General features: G+C 64.8%; 18 protein-coding genes and 1 pseudogene. 6 read left to right on the forward strand and 13 right to left on the reverse strand.

Annotation, left to right across the window (positions count from 1 at the left end):
- Window positions 1-29: 29 nt before the first annotated feature.
- Window positions 30-428, reverse strand: coding sequence for a flagellar basal body rod C-terminal domain-containing protein (locus tag CT676_RS17155; protein ID WP_244623177.1), 399 nt, complete (start codon window positions 426-428; stop codon window positions 30-32).
- On the opposite strand from CT676_RS17155, the gene CT676_RS45235 reads away from it, so the two are divergent.
- Window positions 328-627 carry a hypothetical protein gene (locus CT676_RS45235; protein ID WP_244623180.1) on the forward strand — a complete coding sequence of 100 codons (300 nt, stop codon included), beginning with the start codon at window positions 328-330 and terminating at the stop codon, window positions 625-627. The genes CT676_RS17155 and CT676_RS45235 overlap by 101 nt on opposite strands.
- On the opposite strand, the gene CT676_RS17160 is transcribed toward CT676_RS45235, so the two are convergent.
- Window positions 596-1,645 carry a hydroxyacid dehydrogenase gene (locus CT676_RS17160; RefSeq protein WP_063984507.1) on the reverse strand — a complete coding sequence of 350 codons (1,050 nt, stop codon included), beginning with the start codon at window positions 1,643-1,645 and terminating at the stop codon, window positions 596-598. The two genes, CT676_RS45235 and CT676_RS17160, sit on opposite strands and share 32 nt — an antisense overlap.
- Window positions 1,646-1,889: 244 nt before the next feature.
- Here CT676_RS17160 and CT676_RS17165 point away from each other — a divergent pair, with 244 nt between their 5' ends.
- From CT676_RS17165 to CT676_RS17175, 3 genes and pseudogenes are all read left to right on the forward strand, one after another.
- Window positions 1,890-2,456, forward strand: coding sequence for a thiamine pyrophosphate-binding protein (locus CT676_RS17165; protein ID WP_085400646.1), 567 nt, complete (start codon window positions 1,890-1,892; stop codon window positions 2,454-2,456).
- An 8-nt stretch (window positions 2,457-2,464) separates the two neighbouring features.
- On the forward strand, window positions 2,465-3,061 hold the full coding sequence (locus CT676_RS17170; RefSeq protein ID WP_085400644.1) for a thiamine pyrophosphate-dependent enzyme: 597 nt from the start codon (window positions 2,465-2,467) through the stop codon (window positions 3,059-3,061).
- Window positions 3,062-3,138: 77 nt separating this feature from the next.
- A pseudogene (locus tag CT676_RS17175) lies at window positions 3,139-3,503 on the forward strand (VanZ family protein).
- 60 nt (window positions 3,504-3,563) lie between these two features.
- Here the strand turns inward: CT676_RS17175 and CT676_RS17180 are convergent.
- The 11 genes from CT676_RS17180 to CT676_RS17230 form a co-directional block, all read right to left on the reverse strand.
- Complete coding sequence (locus CT676_RS17180) at window positions 3,564-3,947, reverse strand: DUF1236 domain-containing protein (protein WP_014496647.1); 384 nt, start codon at window positions 3,945-3,947, stop codon at window positions 3,564-3,566.
- 112 nt (window positions 3,948-4,059) lie between these two features.
- Window positions 4,060-4,947: a 2-hydroxy-3-oxopropionate reductase gene (locus tag CT676_RS17185; protein ID WP_085400641.1), complete on the reverse strand. Its 888-nt coding sequence runs from the start codon at window positions 4,945-4,947 to the stop codon at window positions 4,060-4,062.
- A 12-nt stretch (window positions 4,948-4,959) separates the two neighbouring features.
- On the reverse strand, window positions 4,960-5,745 hold the full coding sequence (hyi, locus tag CT676_RS17190; RefSeq protein ID WP_135215003.1) for a hydroxypyruvate isomerase: 786 nt from the start codon (window positions 5,743-5,745) through the stop codon (window positions 4,960-4,962).
- Between the two features lie 13 nt (window positions 5,746-5,758).
- The gene (gene gcl, locus CT676_RS17195; protein WP_085400638.1) at window positions 5,759-7,549 is read right to left on the reverse strand and encodes a glyoxylate carboligase; all 1,791 of its coding nucleotides are present in this window, start codon (window positions 7,547-7,549) and stop codon (window positions 5,759-5,761) included.
- Between the two features lie 152 nt (window positions 7,550-7,701).
- Window positions 7,702-9,504, reverse strand: a complete 1,803-nt coding sequence (locus tag CT676_RS17200) for an adenine deaminase C-terminal domain-containing protein (RefSeq protein ID WP_085400636.1) — start codon at window positions 9,502-9,504, stop codon at window positions 7,702-7,704.
- Window positions 9,505-9,589: 85 nt separating this feature from the next.
- Window positions 9,590-10,390, reverse strand: coding sequence for an NYN domain-containing protein (locus tag CT676_RS17205; protein WP_038931674.1), 801 nt, complete (start codon window positions 10,388-10,390; stop codon window positions 9,590-9,592).
- Window positions 10,391-10,444: 54 nt separating this feature from the next.
- A complete protein-coding gene (locus CT676_RS17210) occupies window positions 10,445-11,944 on the reverse strand; it encodes a tripartite tricarboxylate transporter permease (RefSeq protein WP_085400634.1) in 1,500 nt (499 codons plus the stop codon).
- Window positions 11,944-12,426 carry a tripartite tricarboxylate transporter TctB family protein gene (locus CT676_RS17215; RefSeq protein ID WP_085400632.1) on the reverse strand — a complete coding sequence of 161 codons (483 nt, stop codon included), beginning with the start codon at window positions 12,424-12,426 and terminating at the stop codon, window positions 11,944-11,946. The genes CT676_RS17210 and CT676_RS17215 overlap by 1 nt, the downstream gene beginning before the upstream one ends.
- A complete protein-coding gene (locus CT676_RS17220) occupies window positions 12,423-13,391 on the reverse strand; it encodes a tripartite tricarboxylate transporter substrate binding protein (RefSeq protein WP_085400631.1) in 969 nt (322 codons plus the stop codon). The genes CT676_RS17215 and CT676_RS17220 overlap by 4 nt, the downstream gene beginning before the upstream one ends.
- Before the next feature lie 115 nt (window positions 13,392-13,506).
- Entirely contained in the window at window positions 13,507-14,349 is an 843-nt protein-coding gene (locus CT676_RS17225) for an IclR family transcriptional regulator (RefSeq protein ID WP_063984517.1), read from the reverse strand.
- A 216-nt stretch (window positions 14,350-14,565) separates the two neighbouring features.
- Window positions 14,566-16,695 (reverse strand): acetate--CoA ligase family protein, encoded by a 2,130-nt coding sequence (locus CT676_RS17230; RefSeq protein ID WP_028150267.1) that lies wholly within the window; start codon window positions 16,693-16,695, stop codon window positions 14,566-14,568.
- Between the two features lie 347 nt (window positions 16,696-17,042).
- Between CT676_RS17230 and CT676_RS17235 the strand changes: the two genes are divergently transcribed.
- On the forward strand, window positions 17,043-17,738 hold the full coding sequence (locus CT676_RS17235) for a GntR family transcriptional regulator (RefSeq protein WP_166105920.1): 696 nt from the start codon (window positions 17,043-17,045) through the stop codon (window positions 17,736-17,738).
- A gap of 74 nt (window positions 17,739-17,812) precedes the next feature.
- Complete coding sequence (oxc, locus tag CT676_RS17240) at window positions 17,813-19,546, forward strand: oxalyl-CoA decarboxylase (protein ID WP_085400629.1); 1,734 nt, start codon at window positions 17,813-17,815, stop codon at window positions 19,544-19,546.
- Window positions 19,547-19,556 lie beyond the last annotated feature (10 nt).

Genomic DNA, 19,556 nt, shown 5'->3' on the forward strand with positions numbered 1-19,556 from the left:
ACGCAGGCGTCGATACAATCCGTCAGCGATCACGTCTTGATATCGAGGAGGGTCTGTTCTGTCTCGGCGTAGGCTTGAATGACCTTCGCATTGGCAATGAAGCTGTACTTGGCGGCCGCCATTTGAACGAACTCGCTGGCGAGATCGACGTTCGGCGCGGCGACAAGGCCGTCCTCGTTTGCGAAGGCAGCGCCGGGGTCGGATTGTGCGGTATAGCTCGGCGAAACCGTCGACACGGTCGCGACCGTACCGCCTGGCGTCGAGCCGCTCGATTGGGAGACCTGATCGATGCGCAACGGCACATAGGCCGCTGGAAATGTCGGGCCAATGCTCGAGCTGCCCGCACCGGCCGATGTGCTCGATCCGCTTGAGGCGGGTAGCGGGCCGGTCGTGCGGACATTGGCGATGTTGCTCGCGGCCACGTTCACGCGCAAACTCGCCGCGGAAAGTCCGGATGTCGCAATCGAAAATATGCTCATGGACTTCAACTACAGGACAAGTGATACGCGTTCATTCACGCCATCAGTAAAATCCGCCGCTTTCTGTTTTCATCCGCGTAACCAACGATCGGAGCGCGATCAGGCTTCGCACGCCCCTACCCCGGCGTCACGCCGAACGCCTGCTTGAAGCGCTCGGCGTAGCGCGGCCAGACCTCGGGATTGATGATGCGCGGCGGGCGTTTGCCGTCGAGCGTGTCCAGCACCTGCTCGGCGGCGATGCGGCCCATGTTCTGGCGCGCCTCGATCGTCACGCCTGCGGTGTGCGGGCTCGCCAGCACGTTGTCGAACTGGAGCAGCGGATGCTCGGGCGGCGGCGGCTCCTTCGACCAGACGTCGAGGCCGGCACCGGCAATGCGCTTGTCGCGGAGCGCCTGGAGCAGCGCATCCTCGTCGTGGATGAAGCCGCGCGCCGTGGTGATGAAATAGGCGTGCGGCTGCATCAGCGCGAATTCGCGCGTGCTGATCATGTTGCGGCTTTTCTTGTCGAGCGGACAGGAGATCGAGACGAAATCGGCGCGGCGCAGCAGCTCGTCGAGCTCGACCTTCTCCCCGCCCCGCTCGGCCATCACCTCGGCCGACAAATACGGGTCATAGGCCAGCACCGTCATGCCGAGCAGGCCCTTGCACAGCGCGGCAATGCGGCGGCCGACATTGCCGAGGCCGATGATGCCCACGGTCTTGTGCTCGACCTCGTTGCCGACGAGCTCGTTGCGGTTGACGTTGGCCTCCCTGCGGAGCTTGCGGTCGGACTGGATGATGCGCTTGGACAGCGTCAGCATCATCGCCAGCGCATGCTCGGCGACGGAATGCGCGTTGCCACCGGACTGGTTGACGACCAGCACGCCCGCATCGGTGCAGGCCTCGACATCGACGGGATCGAAGCCCGCGCCATTGCTGGAGACCAGCAACAGGTTCGGCGTGCGCTTCAGGAAGGCGGCATCGACATGGAAATGCGGGGCAAGTTCGTCGCGGGCGGCTCCGATCTGGTAAACATGCGCCGCGTTCAGGATCGGGGCATAGAAATCTTCCGGGCTCTCGTTCTCGATGCGATCGAGCCGGACGTCGGACCGCGCCTTCAGGATGTCGATATAGATCGGATTGGCCAGGTATTTGACGTAGAAGACACGCTTGCTGTTGACGGACATCAGGACCCTTCCGGCTCTCTCAAGGAGACCCGCAAGGCCAGCGCACCCCGCGCTCCGTCCATGCGTTCCTCCCGTTTTTGCATTATCGCCGCTTATGACATGGCGGTGCCGGCCACGACAGGCCGTCTGGCGCAGATCACGGTGCTGGCCCGGACATGTTGACAATCCCGCTGCCTGCGTCAAGTTCGGCAGACCGCCGCGACGACCAGAACCAAGAAGCATGCGCGGCTCAAGGGAGAACGCAATGGCGCTTGCGGAACAGCAGACCTCGCCCCAGGCGGCACAAGGCGCCGGCGACAGGAGCTGGCACGGCATCGTCCTGCAGACCCTGAAGCGGAACGAGATCAGCCTGATCCCTTACGTGCCCGACCGCGTGCTGACGCCGCTGATCAAGAACCTGCACGCCGACCCCTTCTTCACCACCTTTGCCACCGCCCGCGAGGAGGAGGCCGTCGGCATCGTCTCCGGCGCCTGGATGGGCGGACGTCGCGGCGCGGTGCTGATGCAGACCTCCGGCTTCGCCACGCTCGCCAACGTGCTGGCCTCGCTCGCGGTGCCCTACCAGATCCCGCTGATCATGTTCGTCTCCGAGCGCGGCACGCTTGGCGAGTTCAATTACGGGCAATCGCTGGTCTGCCGGACCATGCGCCCGGTGCTGGATTCGCTCGCGCTGGAGCACCACACCATCACCCGGCTCGACGAACTCGAATTCATCGCCGACCGCTCGATCAAGCAGGCCGTCACCACGCAAGCGCCGGTGGCGTTAATCCTCAACCCGCTGCTCACCGGCGGCAAGACGTTCGACAAGTGAGGTCGGCGATGAACACGCGCAATACCAAGGTCATGAACCGCTTCGACGTTACCTCGCGCCTGATCGGAAAGCTCAAGCACGAGGAAGCCGTGGTCGGCGGCATCGGCAACACCAATTTCGATCTCTGGGCCGCCGGCCATCGCCCGCAGAACTTCTACATGCTCGGCAGCATGGGGCTGGCTTTCCCGATCGCATTGGGCGTCGCGCTGGCCCAGCCCGATCGCCGCGTCTTCGCGCTCGAAGGCGACGGCTCGCTGCTGATGCAGCTCGGCGCGCTCTCGACGATTGCGGCGTTGAAGCCGAAGAACCTCATCATGATCGTGATGGACAACGGCATCTACCAGATCACCGGTGCGCAGCCGACGCCGGCCGCTGGCGTCGCCGACATCGTCGCCATAGCCACAGGCTCGGGACTTGCCAACAGCGCCTGGGCCGCGGACGAGGAGGATTTCGAGCGGCTGGTCGACGAGGCCATGTCCGCCTCCGAGCCGAGCCTGATCGCGGTCCGCATCGACGACAAGCCGGGCGTGGGTACCACCCGCAGGGATCCCGTCCAGATCCGGGAACGCTTCATGCACGGCCTCGGCGTACGCGAGCCACTTTAACGTTTCGTCATTAACTACACGGCGATCTGATCCCTGCCCCGCAACAGGCCGTTGCAAATCCGTGCTATCGGCACCGGATGCCCATTTTTATTCGCTTTTTTGCCTGGCTGCTCGCGGCCGCCGTCACTTTCGCAACCCTCGGCCCGCCCGGCCTGCGGCCCCATTCCGACCTCGGCCAGGACGGTGAGCACGCCCTCGCCTTCATCCTGGTGGGACACTGGCCTTCGGCCTCGCCTACCGGAATCGCCGCTGGGCCATCGCCGCCATCGCGGTGGTCCTGATCGGCGTGCTCGAGCTGATGCAGTTCTGGGCACCGGGACGGCATGCACGGCTGGACGATTTTCTGGTCGATGCCGGCACCGCCTGTATCGGCTTTGCGCTCGCCGCCGTCGCCGATTGGATCATGGCACGCCTCCGCGCCAATTCGGCCCTGACGAACTAGGGCCCCGCGGAGTGACGCTCCGCGGGGCCCGGCTCTTCAAAGCCTTCACGCTCTGACCGATCAGTCGATGATCTTGACGACGCGGCGCGTGCGCGGTTCGACGATGACGCGGCGATCGTTCACGACCGCGTAGCGATACTCGGTATAGTTCGGCACGGGGCGCAGCACCACGGTCGGGGGCAGCGGCTCGCCGACGACGACGCGCTCGTGGATCACGACGGAATCGTCGCGCGGGATTCCGCCGAGCACGGCATTCGGAATTTCGAGGCCCGCGCCGACGGCCGCACCGACGGTGCCGCCGACCATCGCGCCGATCGGTCCGCCGATGTCGCCACCCGCACGTGCGCCGTCCCTGGCGCCCTGTTCGGTCGTCGACTGGGCAAAGGCTGCACTCGACGCCAGCAGCGACACGGCAGCCAGCGAAATCGCAAGACGGGTCTTCATGTCCACACTCTCCAGTGATTGTTCTGCGCCTTCAACCGCGGGGGCGGACCATTGTTCCGGTTCCCGCACGACGAAAGACAGACCAGATCTGGAGAGTGTTACCGCGTAACACTTACGCTGCGGCGATCTCGTGTCCCGCCATCAGTTCCAGTGCCCGCACCATCGCGGAATGATCCCAGGCCTTGCCGCCATGCGCGGCGCAGGACGAGAACAATTGCTGCGCCAATGCCGTGCTCGGCAACGACAGGCCGAGCGCGCGCGCACCTTCGAGCGCGAGGTTGAGGTCCTTCTGGTGCAGCTCGATGCGGAAGCCCGGCTCGAAATTGCGCTTCACCATGCGCTCGCCATGCACTTCGAGAATCCGCGACGATGCAAAACCGCCCATCAGCGCCTTGCGCACGAGAGCGGGATTGGCCCCCGCCTTGGATGCGAACAGCAGCGCTTCGCTCACCGCCTCGATCGTCAGTGCGACGATGATCTGGTTGGCCACCTTCGTCGTCTGACCATCGCCATTGGCGCCGACATGCGTGACGTTCTTGCCCATCTTGTCGAAGATCGGCTTCATGGTGCCAAAGGCCCGCTCCGGCCCGCCGACCATGATGGTGAGGGTCGCGGCCTTGGCCCCGACCTCGCCGCCCGACACCGGCGCGTCGAGATAGTCCGCGCCTAGCGCCTCGATCTTCTTCGCGAATTCTTTGGTCGCCAGCGGCGAGATCGAGCTCATGTCGACGACGATCTTGCCCTTGGAGATCCCGTTAGCAACGCCGTCCTTACCGAACAGCACCGCCTCCACATGCGGGGTATCAGGCACCATGATGATGACGGCATCCGCCTCCTCCGCGACCTCCTTGGCTGACTTGCAGGCGATGCCACCCGCGGAAATCAGCTCAGGCGCGACCGGCGCGACGTCATGTAGGAGCACGCGATGGCCTGCGGCCAGAAGGTGGCCGGCCATCGGCCGTCCCATGGTGCCAAGTCCGATGAAGCCGATATCGATCATGTCTACGTTTCCTCAGGTCTCAAATGTCTGCGCGGCGTGCCAGGACAGGCCTTCCAGCGTCGTGGTGCGCGGCTTGTATTCGCAGCCGATCCAGCCGCGATAGCCGATCGCGTCGAGGTGGCGGAACAGGAAGGGGTAGTTGATCTCACCGGTGCCGGGCTCATGGCGACCGGGATTGTCGGCGAGCTGGATATGGGCGATCTGCGGGAGATATTCCTGCATGGTCCGGGCGAGATCGCCCTCCATGATCTGCATGTGGTAGATGTCGTACTGGATGAACAGATTGTTCGACCGCACCTCGGAGATCAGCTGAACCGCCTGCTCGGTGCCTTTGAGGTAGAAGCCGGGAATGTCGAGCGTGTTGATCGGCTCGACCAGGAGCTTGATGTTCTCGCGCGCCAGCGTCGAGGCGGCAAAGCGAAGATTGCCGACCAGCGTTTCGTTGAGCTCGCGCGGGTCGGCATCGGCAGGCGCGATGCCGACGAGGCAATTGAGCTGCTCGCAATCGAGCGCCTTGGCATAGTCGATGGCACGGAACACGCCGTCGCGAAATTCACTGACGCGATCGGGCAGGATCGCGATGCCGCGCTCGCCCGCCGCCCAGTTGCCCGCTGGAAGATTGTGCAGCACCTGCGTCAGCCCGTGAGCTTCGAGCTGCTCGCGCAGCAACGCCTTGTCGAAATCATACGGGAAGAGATACTCGACCCCGGAGAAGCCCGCCGCTTTCGCCGCGGCGAAACGGTCGATGAACGGCATCTCGTTGAAGAGCATGGTGAGGTTGGCGGCAAATTTCGGCATGATGCTGTTCCCCCTATTCCGCCGGCTGAAGCACGCCGGGCCGCGCGGTCGAGACCTCGTCGAGCGGCAGATCCAGCACCTCCTCGAACTCGACGATGTTGTCGATCTCCGTGCCCATCGCGATGTTGGTGACGCGTTCGAGAATGAACTCGACCACGACGGGCACGCGGTGCTTCGCCATCAATTCACGCGCGGTCGCAAACGCCGCCTGCGTATCCTTGGGATCGGTGACGCGGATCGCCTTGCAGCCCAGGCCTTCGGCGACCGCGACATGGTCGACGCCGTAGCCACCGAGCTCCGGTGCGTTGACGTTCTCGAAGGAGAGCTGGACGTGGTAATCCATGTCGAAGCCGCGCTGGGCCTGGCGGATCAGGCCGAGATAGGAATTGTTCACGACGACGTGGATGTAGGGCAGATTGAACTGCGCGCCGACCGCGAGCTCCTCGATCAGGAACTGGAAGTCGTAATCGCCGGACAGCGCGACGATCTCGCGATCCGGGCATGCCGCACGCACTCCGAGCGCGGCAGGCAGCGTCCAGCCGAGCGGGCCGGCTTGCCCGGCATTGATCCAGTTGCGCGGCTTGTAGACGCCCAGGAACTGCGCGCCGGCGATCTGCGACAAGCCGATCACGGTGACATAGGTGGTGTCGCGGCCGAAGGCCTTGTTCATCTCCTCATAGACGCGCTGCGGCTTGATCGGGACGTTGTCGAAATGGCTCTTGCGCAGCATCGTCTTCTTGCGATCGCGGCAGGCCGCGGCCCACGCCTGGCGCTCGCGGAGCCTGCCTGACCGGCGCCACTCCCTGGCGACGGTGACGAAGAGCTCGAGCGCGGCCTTGGCGTCCGAGACGATGCCGAGATCCGGATTGAACACGCGCCCGATCTGGGTCGGCTCGATGTCGACATGCACGAAGGTGCGACCCTTGGTGTAGGTCTCGACCGAGCCGGTGTGACGGTTGGCCCAGCGGTTGCCGATGCCGAGCACGAAGTCGGATTCCAGCATGGTCACATTGCCATAGCGGTGGCTGGTCTGCAGGCCGACCATGCCGGCCATCAGCACGTGGTCGTCGGGGATCGCACCCCACGCCATCAGCGTCGGCACGACCGGCACGTTGGCGATCTCGGCGAATTCCACCAGCAGGTCCGAGGCGTCGGCGTTGATGATACCGCCACCGGCGACGATCAGCGGCCGCTCGGCGGCGTTGAGCATCTCCAGCGCCTTCTCGACCTGCTTGCGCGTCGCGGTGGGCTTGTAGACTGACAGCGGCTCATAGGTCTCGTCGTCGAACTCGATCTCGGCGAGCTGCACGTCGAGCGGCATGTCGATCAGCACCGGACCCGGCCGGCCCGAGCGCATGATGTGAAAGGCCTGGCTGAACACACGCGGCACCAGCGCCGGCTCGCGCACGGTCACAGCCCATTTGGTGACGGGCTTTGCGATCGACTCGATGTCGACGGCCTGAAAATCTTCCTTGTAGAGCCGTGCGCGCGGCGCCTGCCCGGTGATGCAGAGGATCGGAATGGAATCGGCGATCGCCGAATAGAGCCCGGTGATCATGTCGGTGCCGGCCGGCCCCGACGTGCCGATGCAGACGCCGATATTGCCGGCCTTCGCCCGCGTATAGCCCTCGGCCATATGCGAGGCGCCCTCGACATGGCGCGCGAGAATGTGGCGGATCGACCCGCGCTTCTTCAGCGCCGAGTACAGCGGATTGATCGCGGCCCCGGGAACGCCGAAGGCAGTCGAGATGCCTTCCTTCTCCAGAATTCGCACGGCAGCATCGACGGCTCGCATCTTCGCCATATCGGACCTCGCTTGAGTTGCGTCAGCGAGCGCGATCATCGGGCGTGCAAGATGCGATCTCAACGAGATCGATTTTATTTTCCACGATGCGGCAGCCGTGGAAAAACCGCGGCGGTCTCAAGCGGTTAGATCGACATCGGCGTGAAAGCCGCTCACTCGAACAGTGGCGCGAGCTCCATCTGCGGCACCAGCACGAGGCCCTTGTCGGTGATACGAATTTCCGGAATGACCGACAGCGGAATCAAATTGAAGCCCATGTAGGGGATGGTGCAGCCGGCTTCGGCCCATTCCTTCTTCAGTACCTTGACCGCTTCGGCGACCTCGGTGACCCGTTTGTCGGAGAGCAGGCCTGCGATCGGCAGCGGAACCAGCGCCCTCACCTTGCCGTCGGCGACGACGCAAACGCCGCCCTGCTCCGCCTTGATGGCCGATATCGCCGCCTGCATGTCGCCCTCGTTGGTGCCGGCGACGATGATGTTGTGGCTGTCGTGCCCGACGCTGGAGGCGACCGCCCCGCGCTTCAGGCCGAAATCCTTCAGCAGGCCGTAAGCCACATTGCCGGCCGACTTGCCGTGGCGCTCGACCACCGTGACGAAGCACAGGCCGTAGCGCTCAAACAGCGACGGCCAATCCTTGGCCGGCTCGATCGCGACCTTCTCATGAATCAGCGTAATGCCCGGCAACGCGGTCTTGATAGCGTTGACGGTACACGCCTTCGCCGGCAATTCCGGCGTCAGCTTGACCTTCTCCGGCAGCTTCACCGTCGCATAGGCCGCCTTCGGATATTGATAGCGCTGCGACAGCGCCTGATCGAGCCGCGGCGTAATCTTGCCATGCTCGACCACCAGCTCGCCGCCATACCAGGTGCATTGCGGCTTGAGCTGATCGTCCATCAGCACGAGATCGGCGCGGCGGCCGCCGCCGAGCCCGCCGATATCGCCCTCCATGCCGAAGCGTATGGCGCCATGCAGCGAGCCCATCGACCAGGCCTGTTCGGGCGACATGCCGGCCTTTACGGCCTCGCGCACCACCCAGTCGAGACCGAACAGCAGAAGATCGTCGGCATCACGGTCGTCGGTGCACACGGCCGTACGTTTGTGCGACGCCCCGAGTTCGGTGATGGTGCGGATCGCCTGCGGCAGCGAATGCCAGGGCGTGGTCGGCGGACCGCCGCGCAGGAACACCCAGACGCCGGCGTCGAGCAGATCGTCGGCGATATCGCGATCGATCGCCTCATGGGTGTCGGTGACACCGGACGCCGCATAGGCCGCGACGAATTCACGGCCGTAAACGTGTCCGGACACCGGCCGCCCCCGCTTCAAGGCAGCGGCAAGAATGGCATGGCTGCGCTCGTCGCCCATCGTGACAGGCACGAAATCCATCTTCTCGCCGAGCGCGACCGCTTCGGGCCAGCGGTCGAACAGGCCGGCGATCTTGTCTGGCGTGAGGTCGCCGCCCGCGGTCTCCAGTTCCGCCGACGTGGCCGGCACCGTGCTCGGCACCGTCAAAAAGATCGAGAGCGGCGCCTCGCGCGCGTCCTCCAGCATCGCCTCGACACCGGCGACATCCATGACGTTGCCGATCTCGTGGCTGTCGCAGAAGATCGTGGTGGTGCCGTTGAGGAGCGCAGCCTCGGCATAGGCGCAGGCCGTCACCATGGAGGATTCGATGTGGATGTGCGGATCGACCAGCCCCGGCGCGATGATGCCGCCGGCGGCGTCGTAAAGCGGCACCCCGCCCCAGACCTTCTTCGCCGCCCCGGCCGGTTTCACCGCTGCGACGCGGCCACCGGTGATCCAGACCTCCCGACCGGGATGGATACGTTCCGAATAGGTCGAAAGCACCCGGGCACCCGTGACCACGAGATCCGGTGCGACGCGCGCGGAGGCGACATCGGCCAGACGCCGGGTCATCGAATGCAGCGGTGCGACGGCGAAGCGGCTAAGTCTGGTCATCGGGACCCTCGCGTGGCGTTACGGCCCGGCGATGGTTACGCCCTGCGCTATAGCGGGCAAGCGCAAATATAACGGCAGGCCCTGCTTACGCCTTAGGCGCCGAACTGCCCGTCGCCCCCGCCCTTGCGGGCCTGCGCGGGTTCCGCCTTCTCGGCGGTGCTGCAGCAGCGGGCTTGACCCGAATTCGCATCGACCGGCCCTTTGGCTCATCGATCTCGAACGAATTCGTCTTGCGTACGAGGTCACTCAGCTTGCGGAACCCGAACGTTCTCGGATCGAAATCGGAGGCCAGATTGGCGAGCTGCCGGCCGACTTCGCCGAGCGCGACCCAGCCGTCCTCGCTCTCCATCTGGGTGATGACCTTCTTGATGATGGGCGTGGCGGCATCGGGCGGCTGAAGCGACGTCGATCTTGAGGCGGCATCCTGGGTGGTCGCCGGGACGGAGACCAGGTTCTCGGTGTAGACGAACCTTCGGCAGGCCTGCCTGAAGCTCTCCGGCGTCTTCTGCTCGCCGAACCCGAACACGTCGACGCCCTGCTCGCGGATGCGGGCGGCCAGACGGGTAAAGTCGCTGTCGGAGGAGACCAGGCAGAAGCCGTCGAACCGGCCGCTGTGAAGCAGGTCCATGGCGTCGATCACCAGGGTTATGTCGGAGGCATTCTTTCCCGTCGTATAGGCGAATTGCTGCTGCGGGATGATGGCGTGCTTCGACAGAATGTCGGCCCAGCCCCTGGACCGTGCATTGGAGAAGTCGCCATAGATGCGGCGGACGCTGGCCTCGCCGATCTTGGCAATCTCCTCGAACAGCCCATCCGCGATCTTCGCAGAGGCGTTGTCGGCATCGATCAGGACGGCGAGACGGGGCGAGCGAAGTTCCGACGGCATGGCGTTTCCTCAACGAGCTGGACGCAGCATTAGAGGACGCGCGCGCCGGGACGGCTAGTCCTCGTTCGCCTTGAAGCGCCCCATCCCCTTCAGCACGAACGGGGCCAGCAGCGCAACCAGCGCAATGCCGAGCAGCGTCGCCGAGATCGGGCTCTGGAGCAGCGTCATGGGATCGCCGAGGCTGATCGCGAGCGCGCGGCGCAGCTGGCTCTCGGCGATCGGACCGAGGATCAGGCCGACGACGACCGGCGCGATCGGAAAGTCGAACCGGCGCATCAGGAAACCGAGCACGCCGAAGCCGGCGAGCATCGACAATTCGACCACCGACGGCTTTGCGGCGATGGTGCCCATGGTCGCGAACACGAGAATGCCGGCATAGAGCCAGGGCTGCGGGATCGCGAGCAGCCGCACCCACAGGCCGACCAGCGGCAGATTGAGCACCAGCAACATGCAATTGGCGATGAAGAGACTGGCGATCAGGCCCCAGACAAGGTCAGGCCGCTCGGCAAACAGCAGCGGCCCCGGGTTGAGGCCGTACTGCTGGAACCCCGCCAGCATCATCGCGGCCGTCGCCGAGGTCGGCAATCCCAGCGTCAGCAGCGGCACCAGCGTGCCGGCGGCGGAGGCGTTGTTGGCGGCCTCCGGTCCCGCGACGCCTTCGATCGCGCCCTTGCCGAATTCTTCCGGATGTTTTGTCAGCCGCTTCTCAGTGGAATAGGACAGGAAGGTCGGGATCTCCGCGCCGCCAGCGGGCAGCGCACCGATCGGGAAGCCGAACATGGTGCCGCGCAGCCACGGCTTCCACGAACGCTTCCAGTCTTCTTTCGTCATCCACAGCGAGCCCCGCACCGGCTCGAGCTTTTCCTCAGTGTGGTGGCGGCGCGATGCGACGTAGAGCGCCTCGCCCACCGCAAACAGGCCGACAGCAAGTGTGGTCACCTCGACGCCGTCGAGCAGCTCGGGGACGCCGAACGCAAGCCGCGCCTGACCCGTCAGCTTGTCGATGCCGACGAGGCCCAGCGTCAGGCCGATGAAGAGGCTGGTCAGGCCGCGGACCGGGGAATCGCCGAAGGTTGCCGACACCGTGACGAAGGCGACGCACATCAGCGCGAAGTAATCCTCGGGGCCAAAGCGCACGGCGAAATCGACCAGCCACGGCGCGAGAAACGCAAGGCCGATGGTGGCGATGGTGCCGGCGACGAAGGAGCCGATCGCGGAGGTCGCAAGCGCCGGCCCGCCGCGGCCGGCCTTGGCCATCTTGTTGCCTTCGAGCGCAGTCGCCATCGAGGCACTCTCGCCGGGCGTGTTGATCAGGATCGCCGTGGTCGATCCGCCATACATGCCGCCGTAATAGATGCCCGCGAACATGATCAGCGAGCCGCCGGGGTCGAGCTTGTAGGTCACCGGCAGCAGCAGCGCGACCGTCAGCGCCGGGCCGATGCCCGGCAGCACGCCCACTGCCGTGCCAAGAAACACGCCGATCAGCGCGTAAAGCAGGTTCATCGGCTGGACGGCGACCGCCATGCCGTGGGCCAGCGCCGCAAAAGTGTCCATCACAGCAGTCGCTCCAGCGGGCCGGTCGGAAGGCTCAGCGTCAGCAGCCGGTCGAACGCGAGATAGATGAGAGTCGACATCACGAGGGCGATGATGCTGTCGACGAGGATGGCACGGCGCCCGAAAGCTGCCGACGTCGTCACGAACAGCGCCGACGTCGCCAGGATGAAGCCGCCGCCGAAGCCGATGATGGCAATGAGGAGCGCAAGGCCAACGAGGATCAGAACCACAGGCACGGGATCGGCGCTCTCGCGCGCCGGCAGATTGCCGCGCAGCGCGTCGATGAAATTGCCGATCGCGAGCAGCGCAAGGCCGGTGGCGACCACGACCGGCATTGCCTCCGGTCCCATCCCGTACATCGAAGTGGATTGTAGCCCGCGCGCGTCCCAGACCAGCACCGCGGCGAGACCTGCGAGCAATACAGCGATGACGATGCCGGCGCGATCGACGCGCCGCGGCTGGGCGGGATCGCCTGAGGTCATGACTTGACCAGGCCGACCGATTTCAGCACGTCGGTGACGCGCACGGTTTCCTTCTTCAGGAAGTCGACGAAGGCGTCGCCGCCGAGATAGGCATCCTCCCAGCCCTTCTGCTTGAGGATCTCCTTCCAGGCGTCCGACTTCACCATCTTCTCGACCGCATTGCTCAGCGTCTTGCGCTGCTCCGGCGTGATGCCGGGAGGCGCGACCACCGAACGCCAGTTGGCGATCACGAGGTCGATGCCTTGCTCCCTAAAGGTCGGGATGTCGCTGCCGGCGATGCGCTTCTCCGAGGTCACGCCGATCGCGCGCAGTTTGCCGGATTTGATCTGCCCTTCATATTCGCTCAGCCCCGAAATGCCCGCGGTGACCTTGCCGCCGAGGATTGCCGCCAGCGATTCGCCGCCGCCGGAGAACGGGATGTAGTTGATCTTCTTCGCGTCGGCGCCGACGGCGCCCGCGAACAACGCGGCCATGACGTGGTCGACGCCGCCGGCCGAGCCGCCGGCGAAGGTCACCTTGGCGATGTCGGCTTTCACCGCGGCGGCGAGATCCTGCGCGGTCTTGATCGGCGAATTCGCCGGCACCACGATCACCTGGATTTCCTCGGTGAGGCGCGCGATCGGCGTCACCTGCTCGAGCGTGACAGGCGATTTGTTCATGGCGAGCGCACCCACCATGACGAAGCCGTTGACCATCAACTGGTTGCCGTCGCCCTTGGCGCCGTTGACGAACTGCGCGATGCCGACGCTGCCGCCGGCGCCGGGAACGTTGACGACCTGCACGCTGCGCGCGACGCCCGAAGCGACCAGCGCCTGCTGCATCGAGCGCGCGGTCTGGTCCCAGCCACCGCCCGGGGCCGCCGGCGCCATCAGCTTGAGCTCGAGCTGCTGGGCGAAAGCGGGCGCAGCTGCCGCAAGGGTCAGCGCGACGGCTGCGCCGACAAGGCGCGCGGGAAATTTGAACATGGGGGGCATTCTCCAGGGCTCGTGCGGACGTCGTTGATCGGTTGCCGCATTGTGTCGTTTGGTCGCATATCAGCCAAAACGGCCGATGCTGTCCAGCGACAGGCCCGGTTCCTTGTTAGCCAGATTTCGGCATCACCCCGCCGAGCGCGACGGTCAACTCGCCGGCGACTTCGCGCACGATTTGGCCGATTTCCGGCAATCTGTCGTCGGTCAGGCGGCTGGTCATGCCCGAGACGGAAATCGCCGCGAGCGGCTCGGCGCAGTCGTTATAGACCACTGCGGCAATACAGCGCAGGCCCATACAGGCTTCTTCATCGTCGAGCGCAAAACCCTGCTTGCGTATCTTCTCGAGCTCCTTGAACAGGTCGCCCGGCCGCACGATCGACTTCTCGGTCAGGCGGGGCATGCCGTGATGGCGGATGACCGCGCCGACGTCCTCGTCCGAATAAGTCGCGAGCACTGCCTTGCCGACGCCTGACGTCACCATAGCGACGCGGCCGCCGACCTGGGTCAGCGAGCGCATGATCTCGCGGCTCTCCATGCGGGTCAGCACGATGATGAACTCGTCGTCGACGACAGCGAGATTGGCGGTCTCGCGAGTGAGATCGCGCAGCTTGCGCAAGTAAGGAATCGCCTGCGTGGAGAAATTACGCCGCCGGGCAAAGCTCGCGCCGACCGTGAAGCTGCGCACGCCGACATGCCATTTGGACTGGGCACGGTCGAACTGCACGAAGCGGCGGCTCTCCAGCGTCGCCAGCAGGCGGTGCACGGTCGAGGCCGACAGGCCGGTGCGCACGGCGAGGTCGCTGAGGCGATAGCCTTCGTCGTCTTCGGCCAGCGTTTCGAGGATCGATAGCGCGCGGTCGACGGACTGCACGCCGCCATCGCGCGCGTCGTGGTCGGCCTCCGATGGCGATCGAGGCTCGAGCGATTTGCGCCGGATCACGTTCTTGCTCATCGCGACCTGACCGTTCTCCCTCGCCCTATTCTTATTTCCCTCTCCCCGCTTGCGGGGAGAGGGTCAGGGTGAGGGGGAGTCTCCGCAAGGACGGTGACAGTTAGACTCGTGGAGAGTCCCCCTCACCCGAATTGCTTCGCAATTCGACCTCTCCCCGCGCGCGGGGAGAGGTGAATAACCACCCGCTCCGGATCATACCGAAGCGTCTTCGTCGTCTCAGAGCAGCCCCGCGCCGCGCGCCCACTTGTACTTGGCGCCGAGCACCTCGACCGGCAGCTCGGTGGAGTACGCGTAGGCCGGGATGCCGTTCTGGTAGAGATATTCGGCGGCTTCCTCGACCTCGACGTCGCCGGCGAGCGAGGCGACGATCGGCTTCACGAAGCCCTTGGCCTCCATCTCCTTCTTCACCTCGACCATGTTGCGGGCGAACACCATCGGGGGCGTGACGATGGTGTGCCAGTAGCCGAGGATCAGCGAATGGATCCGCTCGTCCGACAGGCCGAGCTTCACCGTGTTGACGTAGGTGATCGGCGGCTCGCCGCCGGTGATATCCACAGGATTTCCGGCCGCACCGAACGGAGGGATGAACTTGCGGAAGGCCGCATCCAGATCCGGCGGCATCGACATCAGCGACAGGCCGTTGTCGACGCAGGAGTCCGACAGCAGCACGCCCGAGCCGCCCGCACCGGTGATGATCAGCACGTTCTCGCCCTTCGGCGTCGGCAGCACCGGCACGCCACGGGCGAATTCGAGCAGCTGCCGCAGCGAGCGGGCCCGGATCACGCCGGACTGCGCCAGGACGTCCTCGTAGATCTTGTCGTTACCGGCGAGCGCGCCGGTATGCGACGAGGCCGCCTTTGCGCCGGCCGAGGTGCGGCCGGCCTTGAGCACGATGACCGGCTTCTTCTTGGAGACGCGCTTGGCGGCTTCCGCGAAGGCGCGGCCGTCCTTGAGGTCTTCGCAGTGCTGCGCGATCAGGTTCGTGTTCGGATCCTGCTCGAAAAAGGCGAGCAGATCGTCCTCGTCGATATCGGACTTGTTGCCGAGGCCGACGATCGCCGAGACGCCCATCTTGGCCGAGCGCGAGAAGCCGATGATGGCCATGCCGATGCCGCCCGACTGCGACGACAGCGCGGCGTGGCCCTTGACGTCATAGGCCGTACAGAAGGTCGCGCAGAGATTGGCCGGCGTATAATAGAAGCCGTAGATATTCGGCCCCATCAGGCGGATGTCGTACTTCTTGCCGACCTCGACGATCTCGGCCTGAAGCTCCGGCGCGCCGGCTTCGGCGAAGCCCGACGGAATCAGAACCGCACCCGGGATTTTCTTCTCGCCGCATTCGGTGAGCGCCGCCGCGACGAACTTCGCGGGGATCGCGAACACGGCCGTGTCGATCACGCCCGGCACGTCCTTCACGCTCTTGTAGGCCTTGTAGCCGAGGATCTCGGCGGCCTTGGGGTGGATCGGATAGATGTCGCCCTTGTAGCCGCCGTTGATGAGGTTCTTCATCACGGAGTTGCCGATCTTGCCGTCCTCGGCGGAGGCGCCGACCACGGCGACCGCCTTCGGCTGCATGATGCGGCTCATGGCCGCGACGATCTCTTCGGTCGGGCGCGGCTTCGGCTTGGGCACATAGGCGAAGTCGACGACGATGCGCACGTCGGCGGCGATCGCGTCCTTGGCCGTCGCGAACACCGGGTTGAGATCGAGCTCGACGATCTCGGGGAAATCGGTGACGAGCTGCGAGACCTTGACGATGACGTCGGCGAGCGCCGTACGATTCACCGCCTCGCCGCCGCGAACGCCCTTCAAAATCTCATGCGCCTGGATGCCGTCGAGCATCGACAGCGCGTCTTCCTTGGTCGCGGGCGCGAGGCGGAAGGTAATGTCCTTCAAGACTTCGACCAGCACGCCGCCGAGGCCGAAAGCGACCAGCTTGCCGAACGAGCCGTCGGTGATCGAGCCGACGATGACCTCGGTGCCGCCGGCCAGCATCTGCTGCACCTGGACGCCCTCGATCTTGGCATCGGACTTGTACTTCTTGGCGTTGGAGAGAATGGTCTCGTAGGCCTTCTCGGCATCCTCGGCCGTCTTGAGGCCGACGATGACGCCGCCAGCTTCGGTCTTGTGGAGAATGTCCGGCGAGACGATCTTCATCACCACTGGGAAGCCCATCGAGGAGGCCATTTTGCCGGCCTCACCCGCCGACCTGGCCACGCCCTCCTTCGGCACCGGAATGCCGTAGGCGTCGCAGACCAGCTTGCCTTCCGGCGCGGTCAGGCTGGTGCGGTTGTCCGCCTTGACCTGGTCGAGCACTTTGCGGACGGCATCTTTGGAATTGGACATATGGCTTCTCCCTTGACCTCAGTTCGTTCTTTCAAAGCGCGCGCGTGTAGCGGCTGCCCGTGATGCTTGCCATTCGCCGCGCTCTGTTCCATGTCGCGGAACGGAGTGGCATAAAGCCCACATTACTCCGCCGCTTTGGATCAAAAATGGCTGGCGATGGCATTTGGTATGCCAGAAGCCAACTTGTCAAGCTGCTGCATGACTTAGAACGCCGCAAAAAATAGCCAGCTTGACATTCTGGCATGTGGTATGCCAAAAACTTTCCAGTTAATAATCCTGTAAAAGACGACTCCCACTGGAGGAGATTCGTCGTGTCACTGCGGAAACCAACCAAGGCGTTGCCGAACATGACCGAGGCAGATATCGCAATCGTTCGTATTGCCCCGGAGAGCAGCTTCAAGAACAAGGCGTATGACGCCTTGAAGGAAGCCATCCTCAAGATGGACATCTACTCGACGCCCGAGCCGGTGATGCTCGACGAGCGCGCGCTGTCCGAACGCCTGGGTGTCAGCCGCACCCCGATCCGCGAAGCCATCGCGATGCTCGAGCAGGACGGCTTCGTGAAGACGGTTCCGCGCCGCGGCATCATGGTGGTGCGCAGAACCAAGAGCGAGATCGTCGACATGATCCGCGCCTGGGCGGCGCTGGAGAGCATGGCGGCCCGCCTGATCACCACCACCGCACGCAAGAAAGACATCACGGCGCTGCGCGACTACTTCAAGGATTTCGGCAAGGACCGCCTGCCCGAGGATCACGTCGAGGAATATTCGCGCGCCAACATCGCCTTTCATCAGGCGCTGATCTCGCTGTCGGAATCGCCGGTGCTGGTCGATCTCACCAACGACCTGCTGCTGCACGTGCGCGGCTACCGCCAGCTCACCATCGGACGCAAGGATCGCACCGCCACTTCGCTGCCCGAGCATCTCAGCATGATCGAAGCACTGGAAGCGCGCGACACCGAGCTCGCCGAGAAGCGCGCCCGCGACCACACCCTTGGCCTTGCCGCTTACGTCGAAGCGCACGGTCAAGAACTGTTCACCTAGCAACGTTCACCAGAAGGGCGAGCCATTCGCCCACAAAGCCTAAAACGGCATATGAGACCAGGGAGACAAGGCCCATGCTGAATACCGCGACCAAGTCCGAAGCACCGGGCACCGAGCAGGAATTGACGGATGGCTTTCATCTCGTCATCGACGCGCTCAAGCTGAACGGCATCAACACCATCTATAATGTGCCGGGCATCCCGATCACGGATTTGGGCCGCATGGCGCAGGCCGAAGGCATTCGTATGATCTCCTTCCGCCACGAGCAGAACGCCGGTTACGCCGCAGGCATCGCCGGTTACCTCACCAAGAAGCCGGGCATCTGCCTCACGGTGTCGGCGCCCGGCTTCCTCAACGGTCTCACCGCGCTCGCGCACGCCACCACCAACTGCTACCCGATGATCCTGATCTCGGGCTCCTCCGAGCGCGAGATCGTCGACCTCCAGCAGGGCGACTACGAAGAGATGGACCAGCTCGCGATCGCCAAGCCGCTGTGCAAGGCGGCCTATCGCGTGCTGCACGCCCAGGACATCGGCATCGGTCTCGCCCGCGCCATCCGCGCCGCGGTCTCGGGCCGTCCGGGCGGCGTCTATCTCGACCTGCCGGCAAAACTGTTCGGCCAGGTGATGAACGCCGATGCCGGCCAGAAGTCGCTGGTCAAGGTGATCGACGCCGCGCCCGCACAGATCCCCTCGCCCGCTTCGATCAAGCGCGCGCTCGACGTGCTCAAGGCGGCGAAGCGTCCGCTCATCATCCTCGGCAAGGGCGCGGCCTACGCGCAGGCCGATGAAGAGATCAAGTCGTTCGTCGAGAAGAGCGGCGTGCCGTTCCTGCCGATGAGCATGGCCAAGGGCCTCCTCCCCGACACGCATCCGCAATGCGCTGGCGCCGCGCGCTCCACGGTGCTGAAAGAATCCGACGTCGTGCTGCTGATCGGCGCCCGGCTGAACTGGCTGCTCTCGCACGGCAAGGGCAAGAGCTGGGGCGAGACCCCGAAGAAGTTCATCCAGGTCGACATCGAGCCGCGCGAGATGGACTCCAACGTCGAGATCGTCGCGCCCGTGGTCGGCGACATCGGCTCGGTCGTCTCCGCCTTCAATCAGGCGATCAGCACGGGTTGGACCGCGCCGCCGGCCGAATGGACCAAGGCCATCGTGTCCAAGCGTGACGAGAACGTCGCCAAGATGGCGCCGAAGCTCATGAACAACAAGTCGCCGATGGACTATCACGGTGCGCTCGGCGTGCTGAAGAACGTGATCAAGGACCATCCCGAGGCGATCCTCGTCAACGAGGGTGCCAACACGCTCGACCTCGCCCGCGGCGTCATCGACATGTACAGGCCGCGCAAGCGCCTCGACGTCGGCACCTGGGGCGTGATGGGCATCGGCATGGGCCAGGCGATCGCGGCTGCGCTCGAGACCGGCCATCCCGTGCTCGCGGTGGAAGGCGACTCGGCCTTCGGCTTCTCCGGCATGGAGGTCGAGACCATCTGCCGCTACAACCTGCCGATCTGCGTCGTCATCTTCAACAATGACGGCATCTATCGCGGCACCGACATCAACAGCGTCAATGCCGATCCGGCGACGACCGTGTTCGTCAAGGGCGCGCGCTACGACAAGATGATGGAAGCCTTCGGCGGCGTCGGCGTGAATGCCACCTCGCCCGACGAGCTCAAGCGCGCCGTCAACGAGGCGATGGCCTCGGGCAAGCCGACGCTCATCAACGCGGTGATCGATCCGGCCGCGGGCTCGGAGAGCGGCCGCATCGGCAACCTCAATCCGCAGAGCGTTCTGCAGAAGAAAAAGTAAGTCCTCCCCT

This window comes from Bradyrhizobium sp. MOS001 (assembly GCF_004634465.1).
Classification (GTDB): Bacteria; Pseudomonadota; Alphaproteobacteria; order Rhizobiales; family Xanthobacteraceae; genus Bradyrhizobium; species Bradyrhizobium barranii.

Bases quoted from the DNA above. Each gene is read 5' to 3' on its own strand.
- CT676_RS45235 (WP_244623180.1), top strand. From the start codon at position 328: ATGCTCGAGCTGCCCGCACCGGCCGATGTGCTCGATCCGCTTGAGGCG.
- CT676_RS17160 (WP_063984507.1), bottom strand. From the start codon at position 1,645: ATGTCCGTCAACAGCAAGCGTGTCTTCTACGTCAAATACCTGGCCAAT.
- CT676_RS17165 (WP_085400646.1), top strand. From the start codon at position 1,890: ATGGCGCTTGCGGAACAGCAGACCTCGCCCCAGGCGGCACAAGGCGCC.
- CT676_RS17170 (WP_085400644.1), top strand. From the start codon at position 2,465: ATGAACACGCGCAATACCAAGGTCATGAACCGCTTCGACGTTACCTCG.
- CT676_RS17180 (WP_014496647.1), bottom strand. From the start codon at position 3,947: ATGAAGACCCGTCTTGCGATTTCGCTGGCTGCCGTGTCGCTGCTGGCG.
- CT676_RS17185 (WP_085400641.1), bottom strand. From the start codon at position 4,947: ATGATCGATATCGGCTTCATCGGACTTGGCACCATGGGACGGCCGATG.
- hyi (WP_135215003.1), bottom strand. From the start codon at position 5,745: ATGCCGAAATTTGCCGCCAACCTCACCATGCTCTTCAACGAGATGCCG.
- gcl (WP_085400638.1), bottom strand. From the start codon at position 7,549: ATGGCGAAGATGCGAGCCGTCGATGCTGCCGTGCGAATTCTGGAGAAG.
- CT676_RS17200 (WP_085400636.1), bottom strand. From the start codon at position 9,504: ATGACCAGACTTAGCCGCTTCGCCGTCGCACCGCTGCATTCGATGACC.
- CT676_RS17205 (WP_038931674.1), bottom strand. From the start codon at position 10,390: ATGCCGTCGGAACTTCGCTCGCCCCGTCTCGCCGTCCTGATCGATGCC.
- CT676_RS17210 (WP_085400634.1), bottom strand. From the start codon at position 11,944: ATGGACACTTTTGCGGCGCTGGCCCACGGCATGGCGGTCGCCGTCCAG.
- CT676_RS17215 (WP_085400632.1), bottom strand. From the start codon at position 12,426: ATGACCTCAGGCGATCCCGCCCAGCCGCGGCGCGTCGATCGCGCCGGC.
- CT676_RS17220 (WP_085400631.1), bottom strand. From the start codon at position 13,391: ATGTTCAAATTTCCCGCGCGCCTTGTCGGCGCAGCCGTCGCGCTGACC.
- CT676_RS17225 (WP_063984517.1), bottom strand. From the start codon at position 14,349: ATGAGCAAGAACGTGATCCGGCGCAAATCGCTCGAGCCTCGATCGCCA.
- CT676_RS17230 (WP_028150267.1), bottom strand. From the start codon at position 16,695: ATGTCCAATTCCAAAGATGCCGTCCGCAAAGTGCTCGACCAGGTCAAG.
- CT676_RS17235 (WP_166105920.1), top strand. From the start codon at position 17,043: ATGACCGAGGCAGATATCGCAATCGTTCGTATTGCCCCGGAGAGCAGC.
- oxc (WP_085400629.1), top strand. From the start codon at position 17,813: ATGCTGAATACCGCGACCAAGTCCGAAGCACCGGGCACCGAGCAGGAA.